The sequence below is a fragment of the Patulibacter ginsengiterrae genome (assembly GCF_056269115.1).
Genome location: NZ_JBWDOG010000013.1, coordinates 59,017 through 75,470 on the forward strand (window position 1 = coordinate 59,017; position 16,454 = coordinate 75,470).

The window sequence follows — 16,454 nt, forward strand, 5'->3', positions numbered from 1 at the left end:
TTCCTCCTCCCCCCGGAGAATCCCCGATGTCCCGTCGTACGTGGGCCCTCGCCGCCCCTGCCGTCGCCCTCGCCGCGCTCACTGCCGCCGCGCCGGCGTCCGCTTCCGTCATCCACCTCGAGCGTCCGTGCGTGGCCCGCGATCCGGTCAGCGGCTACCAGCCGATCACGGGCACCATCAGCGGCGGCACGCCGGGTGGCCGCTTCCAGATCGTCGGCGTCGCCGGCAAGGCCGGCAGCTTCGACGGCAGCTTCGACGGTGAGGGCAACGCCGCGTTCGCGATCACCAGCTACGGCGTGCGCGGAACCGCCGCGAGCAGGGGCCAGATCGTCCCGCTGGTGGTCAGCGAGCTCCCCGCCGGCGCCAGCGGGCGCGTCATCACCGGCACCGGCAGGGTCAAGGTCACGACGCTGGCGTTCGACGTGGCCGACCGCCCGCTGTCGGCCTACGCCAAGCGGATCTGGCAGATCTCGGGTCTGGCCCCGGTGACGGGGGACCGAACGGTCTGGGCGTCGTGGTACCGCGGTCGGACGCTCGTCGCGCGGATCAAGCTCGGCGTCGCCAACGACTGCGGCTACCTCCGAGTCCAGCGCTCGCTCTTCCCCGCCCGCCGCTACCGCTCGCTCACGCTCCGCGTCCACAGCCAGAAGACGTGGAGCGCGAAGCTCCTGTCCCTCAACATCCCCGTCACGGTCGTCCGCCTGCCCGCCTAGCGGCCCGCCGCTACAGGACGGGGAGGTAGCGGTCCAGCTCCCACTGCGTGACCTGCACGCGGTAGTCCTCCCACTCCTCGCGCTTGATCTCCACGAAGCGATCGAGGGTGTGCTCGCCGAGCGCTCGCAGCACCAGCTCCGACTCCGCCGCCAGCTCGACGGCCTCGCCGAGCGTCTCCGGCAGATGCTCGATCCCGAGCCGCCGCCGGTCGTCCGGCGACAGGTGGTAGAGGTTGCGCTCCATCGGCTCGGGCAGCTCGTAGCCCTTCTCGATCCCGTCGAGACCGGCGTGCAGCAGCAGCGCGAAGGTCAGGTAGGGATTGCAGCCGGGGTCGGGGCAGCGCAGCTCCATCCGCGTGGCCTGCTCCTTGCCGGGGTGGTACATCGGCACCCGCACGAGCGCGGAGCGGTTGCGGCGCGACCAGGCGACGTAGACCGGCGCCTCGTAGCCCGGCGCCAGCCGCTTGTAGCTGTTGACCCACTGGGCGTAGACGGCCGACATCTCCCGCGCGTGGCGCAGCTGGCCGGCGATGAACGCCTTGCCGACGTCGGAGAGGAAGTAGCGGTCGTTGGCGTCGTAGAACGCGTTCTTGCCGTCGCGGAAGAGCGACAGGTGGGTGTGCATCCCCGAGCCGTTCTCGCCGGTCAGCGGCTTGGGCATGAAGGTCGCGTGCCAGCCGTGCTGCATCGCGATCTCCTTGACCGTCAGCCGGTAGGTCATGCAGTCGTCGGCCATCTTGAGCGCATCCGTGTAGCGGATGTCGATCTCGTGCTGCGAGGGCCCGCCCTCGTGGTGGCTGTACTCGACCTTCATGCCGAGCGCCTCGAGCGCGACCGAGGTGTCGCGGCGGACGTCGGAGCCGGCGTCGAGCGCCGTCAGGTCGAAGTAGCCGCCCTCGTCGAGGACCTCGGTCCCCTGGCTGTCCTTGAAGAGGTAGTACTCCAGCTCGGGTCCGACGTTGAAGGTGTCGAAGCCCATGTCGGTCATCCGCTTCAGCGCGCGCCGGAGGATGTACCGCGGGTCGCCCTCGTACGGGGTCTTCTCCGGCGTCTGGACGTCGCAGAAGACGCGGGCGACGCCCTCGCCCTTCGGCGTCCACGGCAGGACCGCGAACGTCGTCGGATCGGGCATCGCGATCATGTCCGACTCCTCGACGGCGTTGAAGCCGGTGATCGAGGAGCCGTCGAAGCCCATCCCGCCCTCGAAGGCGTCGTCGAGCTCGGAGGCGCTGACGGAGAACGACTTGAGCTGGCCGAGGATGTCGGTGAACCACATCCGCACGAACCGGATGTCCTGCTCGGCCACCAGGCGCTTGATGTCCTCGGGGGTGCGCGGCGTCTCGGGCACGTTCTCGTTCGCTCCTGCGGGGTCGTATACGGGGATCCCAGCGGGACCCGGCGGTCGTGCGGCGACGCACTCCCCCGTGGAGGCTAGCCGAGCGCGGCGTCATGAGCCGAAGGATCGGCTCCACGGGCGGCGGGATCAGGCCCCGGCGGTCGTCTCGGTCGTGGGCTCGAGGCCCTCGTGGGCCGGCCCGCACGGCGACGCGGCGTCGGGGTGCTCGGCGCTGCCGCTGTCGGTGGCGCACATCCAGCGTCGCCCCCAGCTCTCGAGCGCACGCACGACCGGCTCGAGGTCGTGCCCCTTGGGCGTCAGCGTGTACTCGACCCGCAGCGGCGGACCGGGGTGCACCGTCCGCACGACGACGTCCTCGGCCTCCAGCTCCCGCATGCGCTGCGAGAGCACCCGGTCGGAGAGACCGGGCACGCTCGCCCGTAGCTCACTGAAGCGGCGCGGGCTGTCGGCCAGCAGGACGGCGACGATCGCCCCCGTCCAGCGCCGACCGATCAGCTCGACCGCGACGTGGTAGTCGGGGCAGCAGCAGCGGGTGTCCGGCTCGTTGCTCACGCCGCTCGAAGCTGACGCGATTCCTCCATCGAGCCGTCGACGGGCACGTCTCCGGCGATGTTCACCAGCGCGGAGAAGACCTCGACCGACGCGTAGGCAATCGCCTCGAGCAACGCTTCCTCGCTCCAGCCGAACTCCAGCGCCTCCTCCTGGAGGGCCGCCGGCGGCTGGCTGCGCTTGCGCAGCAGGTGGCCGACGTAGCGGAGCAGGACGTCCTGCCGCTCGTCGCCGGACGCGAAGTTGCGCGCCAGCTTGACCTCGTCGATCCCGAGCCCGGCCACCCGTGCCGTGCGGGTGTGCATCTTGACCCCGGGCGTCGAGCGGAAGTGCTCGGCGACCGCCAGCGAGATCCGCTCCTTCGTCGCCGGGCCGAGCGTGCCGTGACGCAGCTCACCGGCGAAGCGGGCGTAGCCCCGCAGGGCGGCGGGCGATCCGGCCAGGACGCCGACGAGGTTCGGGAGCTGCCCAGCCGACGCCAGCGCGCCCTTCAGGACCGGCAGCGATCCCTCGGGTGCGGAGAGATCGTCGTGAATGGTGAAGCGGCTCATGGCAGTCGGCATCGCGAACCTTCCGGGGGTTTAGCTGTGCTTCAAGATCTGAAGCGACTAACGGAATGTAAGTGTACTCATCCCGGCGGCGAACGCAAGCCCCCGTCACCACTTCTTCACGAGTGGTCGCGCCCGCGCCGGAAGGCACCGGGCCGCCCCTCGGAGGCCGCGGTCGAGGCGGCCGCGAAGCGCGTGCGCGGGAACGACGAAACGACCGCGGCTGCGGTCGAGGGGCCCTTCCGGCCCGCGAACGGGCGACGATGACGAGGAGGCCGACGCCTAGGAGCCCGTCTCCTAGCGCGTCAGCGAGGCCGCGTGCTGGACGACCACGGCGGCGTCCGAGTTGGTCGCTGCGGCGAGGACCAGGAACAGGCCGAGGATGGCGACGTAGAGCAGCAGCTTCTCGGGCCGCGCGAGCACGCCGGCGCGGCGACGGCGGGCGGGGCGACCGCCGGGGCGCCGGCGGGTGGCGGGGGCACCGGAGCGCCGAGCGACGCTGGTGCCGGGCTCACGCGTGCGGTCGCGGACGCGGCGGGAGCGATCGCGCTCGGCGCCGCTGTCCTCGTCCTGACCACCGAAGGGCGACTCGTCGACCCACGGGAACTCGACTGGCTCGGGGCGACGTTGACGGGCCCGGCGCTGCTGGGCGGCCGCACGAGCGGCGGCGGCGCGGCGACGGCGCGCGGCGTTGGCCGTGAACTCGTTGTCGGACCGGGAGGAATCGACGTCGTCCAGGCTCCGGCGTCGCGTCTCGCGATGCCGGTACTCCTGAGCGTCAGCCCACCACGGTTGGTCGCGATCAGTCGCCATGCAGGTACAGGGTTCGAATGACGCTGCGAAAGCGGTAGCGAATCCCCGTCAGCGGACGCCACGGCGTGAAACCGAGCCATCCCCCTTCGTGAATCCCCGCTTCCCCGGACGCCGGCGGCATGGCGCTCTTCCCGGAAATCAGCGTTGCGGAGCAGAATAGCAGCGTTCCCGGCGGTAGCGAGGCTCACGGCAGCAGGAAGCGACTGCAAGATTCCCTGCAGATGCGGGTGATTCTTGCGCCGGTGGCGTTTTGGTGCGAAGACGCGCGCGGGTCTCGGATGACCCCTGCGGACGGCGTCCCGGACGGGGTTATGAACCCGGATCCGCCCTCATGGCGGCCGATCCCCGTCCTTCGCCGGCGGCCCCCGCCGACGCACGCCCGGGCTCCCGGCGGCCGCCGAACCCCGTTCCTCCGGCCCACCGGACCCGCGCCAGACGGGCCCGGGCAACGCGACGACGGATCCCGGCAACGAGGCCCTCATCGCCCCCGCCCCCGCCCGAAGTTCATCGCCTCGGGGGCCACCGCCCGGAACCCGCCGCCTTCGGCCGCCCCGCGGTCGCCCGCCCCGGGGCGCGTGGCCCCGCGACCACCGCCTCCTCGGGAAGGCCCTCCGCCCGTCCCGGGTCGTCCCGGTCCGTTGCCGCCTGCCCCCTGGCCGCCGCCCGTCCTCGGACCGCCCCCGCCGGGCGCCCCGCCCCCGACCGCCACCAGGCCGATCGCCGCCTGCTCCTGCCGCCACCGCTCCAGCTCCTCGGGAGCCAGTCGCTGCAACCGCCGGACCTCGGCGTGGCTCGGGCGGTCGACGTACTCGTCGAGCGGCGACAGGCGCCGCACCACCACGTTGATCTGCCCGCCCGCGGCGGCGTGCCGCTCGAGCCGCCCCTCCGCCACCACCAGCGGCTCGGTCCGCACGGCCAGGCGGTGCTGCGCGTAGACGTTCGGCGGAACGATCAGGTTGATCGTGCCGCGCTCGTCCTCCAGCAGCAGGAAGACGATCCCCTTCGCGCTGCCGGGCCGCTGCCGGGCGAGCACCATCCCGCCGACCGCGACCGTGCTGCCGTGACGCAGCCGCGGGAGGTCGTCGCTGGTCACCGCCCCCTGCGGCCGCAGCTGCGGGCGCAACAGCTCCAGGGGGTGCGGACCGGCGGTCATCGCGGTGCTGTCGTAGTCGGCGATCAGCCGCTCCCAGGGCGTCATCTCCGCCAGCGTGGGCTCGGCCCCGGCCTCCAGCCCCAGCGCCAACTGGGTCCCCGACGCCACCCGCCGGCCCGGGGAGACCGCCCCGACCCGCCACATCGCCGCCCGCCGCCGCCGGGCCTCCGGAATCTGCTCCTCCGCCGCCAACCCGTCGCAGGCCCCGGACCAGGCCAACGCCTCGAGCGACGTGAGCGAGGTGCCCAGCCGCGCCGGCAGGTCCCCCAGCGACCGCCAGCGACCGTGCTGCTCGCGCTCGGCGACCAGCGCCTCGATCTCCTCCCTGCGGATCCCCTTGACGTAGCCGAGGCCGACGAGGATCGCTCCTCCCTCGGTGATCGTGCAACGCACGTCGCTCGTCCGCACGTCCGGCGGCAGGACGACGATCTCCCGCCGTTGGGCCTCGTGGATCAGCGCGTCGGGCGGGTAGAAGCCCATCGGCTGCTCGTCGAGCAGCGAGCAGAGGAACTCCGGCCCGTAGTGGACCCGCAGCCAGGTCGACTGGTAGGCGAGCAGCCCGAAGGCGACCGCGTGAGCCTTGGGGAAGCCGAAGCCGGAGAAGCCGGAGACCATCGCCCAGATCTGCTCGGCCAGGGCTCGGTCGACCGGGTGGCGGCTGCCGGCGTGGCGAGCGATCGCGCCCGTGATGAAGTCCTCGCGGGACTGCTCCATCGCCTCGGCCGAGCGCTTGCGGCTCATCGCCCGCCGCAGGTTCTCGGCCTGCGACGGCCCGAAGCCGGCGAAGGCCTGGGAGACCTCGATCACCTGGTCCTGGAAGAGGATCGCGCCGAGTGTCGGCTTCAGCGCCTCCTCCAGCGACGGGTGCGGGTACGGAACGCGGTAGCTCGGGTTCTCGCGGAGCCGCTGACGGCGCTCGATGTAGGGGTTGACCGCGCCGCCCTGGATCGGCCCGGGGCGGACGATCGCGACCTGGATCGTGATGTCCTCCAGCGTCTCGGGCCGGGTCCGCAGCAGCGAGCCCATCTGCGCCCGGCTCTCGATCTGGAAGACGCCAGTGGTCTCGGCCCGCTGGATCGCCTCGAACGTCTTCTGGTCGTCGAGCGGGATCCGCGAGAGGTCGACCGTCTCTCCCCGCCGCTCGGAGATCAGGTCGACGGTGCGGGCGACGCAGGAGAGCATCCCCAGACCGAGCAGGTCGATCTTCGCGAAGCCGGCGTCGGAGCAGGAGTCCTTGTCCCACATCACCATCTGCCGGCCCTCCATCGCCGAGGGCACGACCGGGCAGCAGTCGATCAGCGGCCGGGTCGCGATGATCATCCCGCCGGGGTGCTGCGAGAGATGCCGGGGCAGACCGTGGGCCATCACCGACAGCCGCGCCAGCCACGCCCAGCGCCCGGGCAGGCCGGCGCCGGGGTCGTCCGGGTCGTTCTCGACCGCCCGCATCGCGGCGTCCCGCTCGGCGCGGGTGCGTTGGCCCTCGTGGCCGCCGGTGGCGTGCTCGGCGCGGATCCGGAGCGCCGAGGCGATGTCCTCGGCGACGCCCGATCCCGACCAGCCCTCCGACCCGCGCGCAACCCGCTCCAGCTCGGCGGCGGGCAGGCCGAGCGCGCCCCCCAGCTCCCGAATCGCGCCCCGCGCACGGTAGGTCGGGAAGGTCGCCACCAGCGCCGCTCGCTCGTCCCCGTACCTCTCGTGAACGCGCGGGATCAGGATCTCGCGCACGTCGCGCGGGAAGTCGAGGTCGATGTCCGGCAGGGTCGCGCTCGTGTCGATCTCCTCGTGCAGGAAGCGACCGATCGAGAGCTCGTTCGCAATCGGGTCGACGTGCGAGAGCCCGGTCAGATAGCAGACGATCGAGGAGACGGACGAGCCACGGCCGCGACCGGGCGGCATCAGCGCGCTGGCCGTCCCCCGCCCCCGGACCTCGAAGGCGACCTCGCGGGCCAGCTCGAGGATCTCGTAGTGGAGGTGGAAGAAGCCGGAGAGTCCGAGCTTGTCGATCAGGCGCAGCTCCTCGTCGAGGCGCGTCTGAGCCTCGCGCCGGAGCGTCGTTCGGCGCCCGTGGCGAACGAGCGGCGCGTCGCCGGCGTCGTCCTCGTAGCGCTCGACGAACCGCCGACGGCAGACCTCGGCCAGGATCCGCGGTGCGTCGTCGTCCTCCTGCCCCGGGTAGCTGTAGCCGAGGTCCTTGGTCAGGTCGAACCGCAGCCGGTCGGCGAGGCGGACCGACTCCGCGACCGCGTCGGGATCGTCAGCGAAGCGCGCGACCATCGCCTTCGGGGGCACCAGCACGTGACTGTGGTTGCCGCGCCGCAACGGCTCGGAGGCGTCGAGCGTGCTGTGCCGGCGGATCGCCACCAACGCGTCCTGCAGCCGCGCTCGCTCGTAGGAGTGGGCGTGGACGTTGCCGGTCGCCACCGACCGCAGCCCCAGCCGCCGGGCCAGCTCGGCGCGCCGCCGGCCCTGCTCGCGATCGCCGCGGAGGTAGCGGCGCTGCCGCTCGACGTAGAGGTCCTCGGTGCCGAAGGCCTCGCGCAGCGTCTTCAGCGTCACCTCCTCCTCGACCCCGTGGTCGGCGCAGCCGCTGAGGCAGACGAGCCCTTCGTGGAGGTCGCAGACGTCGGCGATCGTCACCCACGGTGCCGTCCGGACCCGCCGGGGATGGTCGCGGGTGTGGCGGTGGGCTCGGGTCAGCAGGCGGCAGAGGCTCCGCCAGCCGCGCGCGTCCTGCACGAGCAGGGTCAGGTGGCGGCGGGTCTCCGGATCCGGCTGGGCGTCCGCCGACGGCAGCTCCGGCCCCCGCGGATCGACCCGGACGGTGATCTCGGCGCCGTGGATCGCGCGGAAGTCCGGGACCGCCGCCGCGGCCTGGGCGAGCTCCATCGCCCCGAAGACCCCGTCGTGTTCGGTCAGCGCCAGCGCCCCGTGCCCCTGCGCGGCCGCGGCCTGCACCAGCTCCTCCGGCAGCGAGGCGCCGTCGAGGAACGAGTAGGCCGAGTGGCAGTGGAGCTCGACGTAACCGGGCACGAACGTATGTTCGCATCAGCCCCGGACGACTGCCTCCTCGGCCGCAACCGCGAGCCCGGCCCGCTGGAGCGCCCGGTCGCCGCTGACGAGGAGCAGGCCCCGCCGCTGGGCGACCGCCGCGTAGGACGCGTCGTAGACCGTCAGGCCGTGTCGCTCGGCCAGATCGGCGGCCTGCCGCCGCTCACCTCCGTCGGGCGCGATCGCCGGCGCGCTGGCCAGCGCGCGGCAGGCCTCGACCAGTCCCTCGGCATCCCCCGCCGACCGGCCCCAGCCCCGCAACACCACGTTGGCGACCTCGTAGAGCGTGAGGTCCAGCAGGTACAGGCGAAGATCATGGCGAGCCCGTCGCTCCACGAGCGCACGCGCGTGCGGATGATCAGGCTCCCCATCCGGCCGGGCCCACGCCAGCCACACCGAGCTGTCCAGCAGCAGGGCGCTCATCACCGGTCGCGATCCCGACGCACCAGCGCCGCCGCCGGAGCCGCATCGATCCCCGCGAAGCGCCCGTCGACCCAGGCCATCGCCCGTCGCACCGCCGGCTCGTCGTCACCCAGCGCGGCGGCGGCCGCCTGCTGCAGGAAGGCGCTGCGGGAGACACGACGCTCCGCCGCCGCGGCATCGATCCGCGCGAGCAGCTCGTCCGGCACCGAGATCATGACCTTCATGGACAGATTATATCCGGCAATACCCATAGCTTCCAGTCCCCTTCGCCCGCTTGCCCCTCAGCCCGCCGCGCCCCGCACCCCGCCGCGAACGCAATCACCACGGGACTCCCAGATCCCCCCGGGCGGGCGACTCCGCGCCGCGACCAGCGTCGCCCGCGACCGCTGGTCGCGGTCGTGGAAGCCCAGCCGCAACCCGAGCGCCAACTCCCCCTCTCGGCCCGTCCGCTTCGTCTCCACGCGGTACTCCCGCTCGTCGATCCAGCCCTCCGTCGCCGCCCAGCGACCGAGTCGCCCCGCCGCGCCACCGGCCGCCGCCGGATCGCCACCCCCGAGCCCCCGGAGCAGCGCCCCGACCTCGCGTCCGAGCTCGGGCCGGGTCAGGTCGAGCCGCAGCTGGACCTCGCGCTCGCGCGCCTCTCCCGCGGTCGTCACCCGTCCGAGCAGGCGCAGCTCCTCCGGCCGCAGCTCCCGGTCGAGGACCAGCGTGACCGAGGACTCGACCCGCAGGTCGCCCTCGAGCCCCAGCCCGAGCGGGCCGGCCAGCTCCCCCGCGATCGACGCCGGAACCGCCACCCCGACGGTCGTCCGTCCCGTCCGCCGGTCCCGCACCCCGGCGCCCCGCAGGCCCGCCATCGCCCGCGCCGTGCCCTCGAGCCCCAGCGGACCGGAGACCTCGCCCGAGACGCTGCCGTCGGCCCCGAAGCGGACCCGCTCGACGTCGGGCGGGCGCACCTGCCCCACGTCCCGACCGCCACCGCCGGGCAGCGCCGCCCGCCGGATCGCCACGTAGCGCCGCAGGAAGTCGTCGGCGGCCGGCTCGTCCGGGAACTCCCAACGTTGCCCCCAACCGCCCCGCAGGCGGGCCTCGACCCCGACCGAGGCCTCGAACGAGGCCCGCCCACCGCCGTCGGCCGACACCAACTCGCCGTCGCCGTCGGCAGTCCGCCCGAGCCCGAAGCTGACCCCAACGGAGAGCCCGACCCCCGACTCGAGGTCGCGGTAGGCGACGACCGCCACCGACCCGTCCGACCGTCGCTCGACCGTCAGCCCCTCGCTGCCCCCGATCCGGAAGGCGAGGAAGCTCGCCCCCGAGGACTGCTGCCGATCGTCCCGCGCGACGAGGCACGGCTGCTGCACGTGGAACGGCGCGCAACGCTCGCCCCCGGCGACGCAGATCGCGCGCCGAAGGCCGGAGTGCACGGCGTTGACGATCGACGCCCCGCCCGCGACCGCTGTCCCACCGGCCAGGACCAGGAGCACGACGAGGACGATCGCCGCGTGCTCGACGCTCGCCTGCCCCGCGCTCCCGCCGCCCCGCCGCCGACGAGCGGCATCCGGCCGAACGGGACCCGCGCTCCGCGAGCCACCACACGACCCGCGACGGGACGAAGAAGGACACATACCGGGAGCCTGACGTCGGCCCCGGTGACGAAACCAGTCCCAATCGGTGCCGACTTCGTGCCGATCCGGCGCGAATTCAGCGCCGAGATCTCGTGGACGTTCGACCCCTCGTCCGGCCCTCCCCGACGCCGCCGCCGAGACCCGCTCGAGACCCGCTCCGCGACCCCCGGGCAACGCCTCCGCGACCGCCCCCGAATCCGGCTCAGCGCGAGCGCCACCAGCCGCCGCCGACCAGGTCGCGATAGACGACCAGCGCCCGTCCGCGGACGGTGACCACCTCCCACATCCGCCGTCGCAGCGGCGTTTCCGTCCACCAGCGGTCCTCCAGCAGCCAGGTCTCCACGACCGCCTCGACCCGCTCTCCGTCGACGCTCAGCGGCCGCCCACCGCGGCCCATCCGGACCTGCGTCGGCCACGGTTCACCGAGCCGCCGGACCGTCCCGGCGACGTGGCCTCGACGACCCCCAGAGACAGACGACACGAACACATGTTCCCATGTCTTCAGGACGTCTTCCGCGTTGCGGGACGCGTGACGCGTTCACCGGCTGATTACATGGCGGTTCGCATGGCTCGCCTGACCCAGGTCTTCACCGGACGCGATACGCGCTACTTCGAGCTCTTCGAGGAATCCGCGGACAACGCCGTGCGAGCCGCCGAGCTGCTCGGCCGGTTCCTGCACGGACTCCCCGATCACCCCGAGATCGCTCGCGAGATCAACGTCGTCGAGAGCGACACCGATCGGATCACGCACGACATCATCAGCCACCTCAACCAGACGTTCGTCACGCCGATCGAGCGTGAGGACATCCTGGAGCTGGCGTCGGCCCTGGACGACGTCGTCGATCTGATCGACGAGACCGCCGACCTGATCCTGCTCTACAAGGTCGAGGCGCCGATGGAGCAGGCCCACGGCCTCTGCGACATCCTGATCGACGCCACCAAGGCGTTGGCTGCCGGGATGCCGCGCCTGCGCAACTTCGGCGACATCCGCCACTACACCGTCGAGGTCAACCGGCTCGAGAACGACGGCGACCGGCTCTCCCGGTCGGCGATCGCCGGGCTCTTCGACGGGGGCATCGACCCGATGGTCGTCATCCGCTGGAAGGACATCTTCGAGCGGCTCGAGGACGGGATCGACTCGTGCGAGCGAGTCGCGAACATCCTCGAAGGCATCGTCATCAAGAACCGCTAGCCCACCGGCGACCCCCTCTCTCCCATGGCCTCCGACCTGCTGCTGGCATTGGTCATCGGCGCTGCGCTCGCGTTCGACTTCACCAACGGCTTCCACGACACGGCAAACGTCGTCGCGACGTCGATCTCGACCCGCGCACTGCCCCCCAAGCTGGCGATCCTGATCGCCGCGATCCTCAACTTCATCGGCGCGTTCCTCTCGCTCAAGGTCGCCGCCACGATCGCCAGCGGGATCGTCGATTCCGGCTCGATCACCCTCCAGGTGGTGTTCGCCGGCCTGATCGGCGCGATCGCCTGGAACATGCTCACCTGGTGGTTCGGCCTGCCGTCGAGCTCCTCGCACGCCCTGATCGGCGGCGTCGTCGGCGCGATGCTCGTGGCCGCCGGCCCGAGCGCGATCATCGGCGAGGGCCTGCTCGGCAAGGTCGTCGTCCCCGCCCTCGTCGCGCCCGTCCTGGCCTTCGGCGTCGCCGGGGTCTCGATCCTGTTCGTCTACCGGATCGTCGGCCGCCTCCGCCCCGGACCGGTGACCCGCGGATTCCGCCTCGGCCAGATCGCCTCCGGCTCGCTGCTGGCCCTGGCCCACGGCACCAACGACGCCCAGAAGACGATGGGCATCATCACCCTCGCGCTCGTCGCCCACGGCTCGCTCGGCGCGGTCAACCCCGAGGTCCCGTTCTGGGTCGTCGTGGCGTCCGCCAGCGCGATCGCGCTCGGAACGTACTCCGGCGGCTGGCGGATCATCCGCACGATGGGCTCGAAGATCATCAAGATGGACGCCGCCCAGGGCTTCGCCGCCCAGGGGTCGGGCGCCGCGGTGATCCTCGCCGCGACCCACGTCGGCTTCCCGCTCTCGACCACCCACGTGATCTCCGGCGGCGTCGTCGGTGCCGGTGCCGCCAAGCGGCTCTCGGCCGTCAAGTGGGGCGTCGCCGGCAACATGGCCGTCGCCTGGGTCCTGACGATCCCCGCCGCCGGCCTGACCGGCGCGGCCGCCTACGGGCTCTCCGCCCTCTTCGGCGGCGGCACGATCGGCCCGATCGCCGTCTGCGTCGTGATCGCCGTCTTCACCGGATACCTGCTGCGGCGCCGCCAGACACCGCCGCCGCTGGCGGAGGAGCCTGCATGACCGTCTGGGAGGACCTGCTCGAGGTCATCATCGTCGGCGGCCTCGCCGGCGTCGGGCTGAGCATCGCCTTCGCCTTCGCGATCCGGGGTGTCGTCCACGCCGGCACGGCCCGCCGCGAGGGCCGCGCCCGCGCGACCGCGGGCTACGTCGCGCTCGCCACGGTCGCGGGCGCGGTCTGCGTCGCCGCGGTCGTGTTCGCGATCGTCACGATGATCCACAAGTAGCTCCGAACCTGCTTCGGAATCAGTGGCCGCCTGGCGCGGCCGGTCATTCCGGAACAGGTTCCTACGGCTCGAACGGGGTCAGCGCCATCTGGCGCTCCGCGACCCGCGAGCCGGGATCGATCGCCACCACCCGCAGTGCCCCGTCCGGCCCGGCGACCTCACGGACCTGCCGGACCGCCTCGCGCAGACGGGCGTGACGGATCGCCGCCGCCTCCTCCAGCAGCGGACGGTCGGCAGGTACCGGGGTGCCGAATCCGTCGACCCGCAGGGCCAGCCGCTCGGCCGGAGAGGGCAGCAGCGCCAGCCGCAGGCCGAGCGCCAGCCGGATCCGCTGGGGGTCGCTCATCGCCTCCCGCAGGACGACCCGCTCCTGCCAGGTGCCTCGCTCGACCAGCTTCGCCTGGAGCAGGAACGAGCGCAGCGGACGGTGGCGCCGCTGCGGGTGGGCCAGGATCCGGTCGATCAGCAACCCGAGCGCGTGCCCGAGCTGCTCGCCCGAGACCGCCTCCGGGAGCACCAGGTCAGCCTCGATCCTGGAGGTCGGGTCGCGCGGGCGCAACGGCTCCTCCTCCCCACGGACCAACGCGTGCGCACGGAGGCCGGGACGACCGAACCGCTCCCCGACCGTCCCCGCCGGCAGCTCCGCCAGCTCCCCGAGCGTGGCGACGCCGAGTCGCTCGAAGGCCGCGACCAGCGGGACCAGCTCGGGACGCAGGCCGAGCGCGGCGATCGGCTCGTCGCGGAGGAACCCCAGCCCGTCGGCCTCACCCAGCACGACCGGCCGTCGCGTCCGCGCTCGACCGGCCGCGACGCGGGCCAGGAAGCGCGTCGGCGCCGCCCCGATCCGGACCGGCAGCCCCAGCGCCTCGCGCACCGCCAGCACGATCCCGTCGAGCGAGCCGCCGTGGAGGCGGCGGATCCCCGTGGCCGCGAACCAGGCCGTCCCCGGCCGCCCGTCACGCCCCGCGGCACCGTCCTCGACCGCCGCCCCGATCCCTTCGAGGCGCCCGACGAGATCGTCCCAGCGCGCCTGCGCCACGACCGGATCCGGGGGCAGCAGCTGGAGCTGCGGACAGCGCGAGAGCGCCTCCCCGAGCGACAGCCCGCGGTGCACGCCGGCCGCCTCCGCGGCCGGCGAGACCTCGCCGATCAGCGCCGTCCGCCCGACCTCGGGCGCCAGCGCCACGGGCCGGGTCAACAGCTCCCGGCGCCCGTCCGCCGCCACCACCAGCGGGAACCGCGCGAGGTGGATGCAGATCACCGATGACACGAACACATGTTCGCATGCCCGCCGGCGGCCCCGGCCCGCCGGGAACAACCCCTGCAATCGGCCGCCTTCCCCGAGCACCCCCGTCGCATCCGGGCCCGATCGGCCCACGACAGCCCAAGGCACCGCACAACCCCCGTGCCGCCCCGCAACCCCCGCAACGGCACTCCGCGACCGGCGCCACCACTACCCGGCGCCCGACCCCGCGCCCGCCTCTGACCCCGCGCCCGACTCTGACCCCGCGACCGCCTCCGACCCCGCGACCGCCCCCGGCCTCACCTCCCCCCGCACCCGGCGACGAGCCTTCCGCCGCGCGGCGCTGTTCGCGGCCAGCGCCTTCCCGGACTCGACCACCAGCGTGAGCATCGCGTCGACCGCCGGCGACTGCCAGGCGTCGGCGTCGACCGCGGCCACCACGCGCCGGTACGGCGGGCGCTCGAGGTCCCGCACGACGACGTCGTTGCGCACGCTGACCAGCGCCATGTCCGGCACCAGCGCGACCCCGACGCCGGCCGCGACGAAGCCCTGGATCGCGAGGTAGTCGTCGCTCTCGAAGGCCATCTGCGGCTCGAAGCCCGCCCGCCGACAGGCCCGGTAGAAGACCACCTCGTCCGGCACGTAGTCGCGACGCCCGAGGATCCACGGGTCCTCACGCAGCTCCTCCAACCGGATCCGCCGACGTGCCGCCAGCGGATGGTCGGCCGGCAGCATCACGTTCATCCGGTCGTCGAGCAGGTGCGTGCGGGCGAACGAGTCACCGTCGGAGGGACTCCCGGCCCAGCCACCCTCCACCCCCTCCTCGGGGTCCTCGACGAGCAGGGCCAGGTCGCAGTCGCCGGCCTCGAGTGCGTCGCGACCGTCGGGCACCTCCATCGGGGCGAGCGTCAGCTCGACGTCGGGATGGAGCGCCCGGAAGCGGGCGATCGCCGGCGGCAGCAACGTCGCCCCGGCACTGGGGAAGGCGACCATCCGCAGCGGCCCGGCCTCCCCGCCCCGGAGCGCCGCGATCTCGGCCTCGGCGTCCGCGATCCGGGCCAGGATCACGTCCGCGTGCCGCAGCAGCACCTCGCCTGCCCCCGTCGGCCGGACGCCGCGGTGCCGGTCCAGCAACGGCACACCGAGCTCGCGCTCGAGCGCCGCGACCTGCTGCGAGACCGCCGACTGGGTGTAGCCGATCGCCTCCGCCGCGGCCGAGAACGAGCCGCGACGGGCGACTTCCCGCAGGACCTGGAGGCGACGGGGATCCAGCATTAGAACAACTTATCGTACCGATCTCAAGCTGTCATTTTACTAATTGACCGGCGCGCGCAACCATGAATCCGTGGTCCGTTCACGTCTTCCCCTCCCCTTCTTCAACGGCAAGCTCATCCTCGCGATCGCGCTCGTCTGGATCGTCTGGGGCTCGACCTTCCTCGGCATCCGGGTGATGGTCGAGACGATCCCGCCACTCCTCGGGACCGGCTTCCGGTTCCTGATCGGCGGACTCGCGCTGGCTGCGCTCGCGCTCCACGGCAGCGGCCGGCGCGCCTTCCGCCTGACCGCCGAGCAGTGGCGCGGCAGCGCGGCGATGGGCATGCTGCTGGTCGCCGGCGGCGTCGGCCTGTTCGCGATCGCCGAGGCCAACCACCTGCCCTCCTCGCTCGCGGCCCTGATCGCCTCGTCCGAGGCGATGCTCGTGCTCGGCCTGCGGGTGTTGGTCGGCCGCGAGCGGATCTCCCGCGCGGTCGCCGTCAGCGTCGCGATCGGCGCGCTCGGGCTCGTCCTGCTGCTGCTCCCCGGCAGCCGCCCCGCCGGCATCCCGATCTGGGCGATGGTGCTGGGCGTCGCCGGCGCGATCACCTGGGCCACGGGCACCTACGTCGGCTCCCGGATCACGACCGCCCCGAGCCTGCTCGCCAACGTCTCGATCCAGATGCTGACCGGTGGCACGGCCCTGACCGCGGTCGGGATCGTCGCCGGCGAGAGCGTCGACCTGGCCGCCGTCTCGACCGCCTCCGCGCTCGCCCTGGTCGGCCTGGTGCTCGCCTCGACCACCGTCTACGTCGCCTACGGCTGGCTGCTGCGGAACGTGTCGCTGTCGCTGGTGACGACCCAGTCCTACGTCAACCCGGTCGTCGCCGTCGCGCTCGGCGTGCTCGTCGCCGGCGAGACCTTCGGCGGCTTGGCCGCCGTCGGGATGGGGATCACGCTGCTGGCGGTCTTCCTCGTCCTGCGGGCCGAGCGGCGGATGCCCCCGCCCGAGCTGCCCACCCCGAGCACGACGGCGCCGTCTCCCGAGTCGGTCGTCGAGCGCCGTTCGACCGGGTCCCAGCCGGCCGTCCCGCCGGCCCAGGTCGCCTAGGCGCCTGCCGAAGAGCCCGGCGGCCCGCCTACGGGCCGCTCGCGGCTCCGGATCTCCGCCCGAAATAGGAGAG

The 16,454-nt window shown here is 73.1% G+C and carries 16 protein-coding genes; 5 read left to right on the forward strand and 11 right to left on the reverse strand.

Going from position 1 to position 16,454, the window contains the following annotated elements; all coding sequences use genetic code 11:
* The first annotated feature begins 26 nt into the window (after positions 1-26).
* Positions 27-713: a hypothetical protein gene (locus tag ACVUH9_RS16295; protein ID WP_475758764.1), complete on the forward strand. Its 687-nt coding sequence runs from the start codon at positions 27-29 to the stop codon at positions 711-713.
* Between the two features lie 10 nt (positions 714-723).
* Here ACVUH9_RS16295 and ACVUH9_RS16300 read toward each other — a convergent pair whose 3' ends face one another.
* The 9 genes from ACVUH9_RS16300 to ACVUH9_RS16340 form a co-directional block, all read right to left on the reverse strand.
* A complete protein-coding gene (locus ACVUH9_RS16300) occupies positions 724-2,061 on the reverse strand; it encodes a glutamine synthetase family protein (protein ID WP_475758766.1) in 1,338 nt (445 codons plus the stop codon).
* A gap of 135 nt (positions 2,062-2,196) precedes the next feature.
* Entirely contained in the window at positions 2,197-2,622 is a 426-nt protein-coding gene (locus ACVUH9_RS16305) for a winged helix-turn-helix transcriptional regulator (RefSeq protein WP_475758768.1), read from the reverse strand.
* The gene (locus ACVUH9_RS16310) at positions 2,619-3,182 is read right to left on the reverse strand and encodes a carboxymuconolactone decarboxylase family protein (RefSeq protein ID WP_475758770.1); all 564 of its coding nucleotides are present in this window, start codon (positions 3,180-3,182) and stop codon (positions 2,619-2,621) included. The genes ACVUH9_RS16305 and ACVUH9_RS16310 overlap by 4 nt, the downstream gene beginning before the upstream one ends.
* Before the next feature lie 282 nt (positions 3,183-3,464).
* Positions 3,465-3,980, reverse strand: coding sequence for a hypothetical protein (locus ACVUH9_RS16315; protein WP_475758772.1), 516 nt, complete (start codon positions 3,978-3,980; stop codon positions 3,465-3,467).
* Between the two features lie 478 nt (positions 3,981-4,458).
* Positions 4,459-8,163, reverse strand: coding sequence for a DNA polymerase III subunit alpha (locus tag ACVUH9_RS16320; protein ID WP_475758775.1), 3,705 nt, complete (start codon positions 8,161-8,163; stop codon positions 4,459-4,461).
* A gap of 15 nt (positions 8,164-8,178) precedes the next feature.
* Complete coding sequence (locus ACVUH9_RS16325) at positions 8,179-8,604, reverse strand: type II toxin-antitoxin system VapC family toxin (RefSeq protein WP_475758776.1); 426 nt, start codon at positions 8,602-8,604, stop codon at positions 8,179-8,181.
* Positions 8,604-8,828, reverse strand: a complete 225-nt coding sequence (locus tag ACVUH9_RS16330) for a ribbon-helix-helix protein, CopG family (RefSeq protein ID WP_475758778.1) — start codon at positions 8,826-8,828, stop codon at positions 8,604-8,606. The genes ACVUH9_RS16325 and ACVUH9_RS16330 overlap by 1 nt, the downstream gene beginning before the upstream one ends.
* A gap of 57 nt (positions 8,829-8,885) precedes the next feature.
* The gene (locus tag ACVUH9_RS16335) at positions 8,886-10,088 is read right to left on the reverse strand and encodes a hypothetical protein (protein WP_475758780.1); all 1,203 of its coding nucleotides are present in this window, start codon (positions 10,086-10,088) and stop codon (positions 8,886-8,888) included.
* Between the two features lie 343 nt (positions 10,089-10,431).
* On the reverse strand, positions 10,432-10,710 hold the full coding sequence (locus ACVUH9_RS16340) for a hypothetical protein (protein ID WP_475758782.1): 279 nt from the start codon (positions 10,708-10,710) through the stop codon (positions 10,432-10,434).
* Positions 10,711-10,794: 84 nt separating this feature from the next.
* Between ACVUH9_RS16340 and ACVUH9_RS16345 the strand changes: the two genes are divergently transcribed.
* From ACVUH9_RS16345 to ACVUH9_RS16355, 3 genes are read left to right on the forward strand one after another with little or no spacing between them, the layout of a single operon-like run.
* On the forward strand, positions 10,795-11,421 hold the full coding sequence (locus tag ACVUH9_RS16345) for a DUF47 domain-containing protein (protein ID WP_475758784.1): 627 nt from the start codon (positions 10,795-10,797) through the stop codon (positions 11,419-11,421).
* A 24-nt stretch (positions 11,422-11,445) separates the two neighbouring features.
* Positions 11,446-12,549 (forward strand): inorganic phosphate transporter, encoded by a 1,104-nt coding sequence (locus ACVUH9_RS16350; protein WP_475758786.1) that lies wholly within the window; start codon positions 11,446-11,448, stop codon positions 12,547-12,549.
* On the forward strand, positions 12,546-12,773 hold the full coding sequence (locus tag ACVUH9_RS16355; protein WP_475758787.1) for a hypothetical protein: 228 nt from the start codon (positions 12,546-12,548) through the stop codon (positions 12,771-12,773). Before ACVUH9_RS16350 ends, ACVUH9_RS16355 begins: the two co-directional genes overlap by 4 nt.
* A gap of 61 nt (positions 12,774-12,834) precedes the next feature.
* Here the strand turns inward: ACVUH9_RS16355 and ACVUH9_RS16360 are convergent, their stop codons facing one another.
* A complete protein-coding gene (locus tag ACVUH9_RS16360; protein WP_475758789.1) occupies positions 12,835-14,043 on the reverse strand; it encodes a DNA polymerase Y family protein in 1,209 nt (402 codons plus the stop codon).
* A gap of 183 nt (positions 14,044-14,226) precedes the next feature.
* Positions 14,227-15,291, reverse strand: a complete 1,065-nt coding sequence (locus ACVUH9_RS16365) for a LysR family transcriptional regulator (RefSeq protein WP_475758791.1) — start codon at positions 15,289-15,291, stop codon at positions 14,227-14,229.
* A 70-nt stretch (positions 15,292-15,361) separates the two neighbouring features.
* Here ACVUH9_RS16365 and ACVUH9_RS16370 point away from each other — a divergent pair, with 70 nt between their 5' ends.
* Positions 15,362-16,381, forward strand: coding sequence for an EamA family transporter (locus ACVUH9_RS16370; protein ID WP_475758793.1), 1,020 nt, complete (start codon positions 15,362-15,364; stop codon positions 16,379-16,381).
* Positions 16,382-16,454 lie beyond the last annotated feature (73 nt).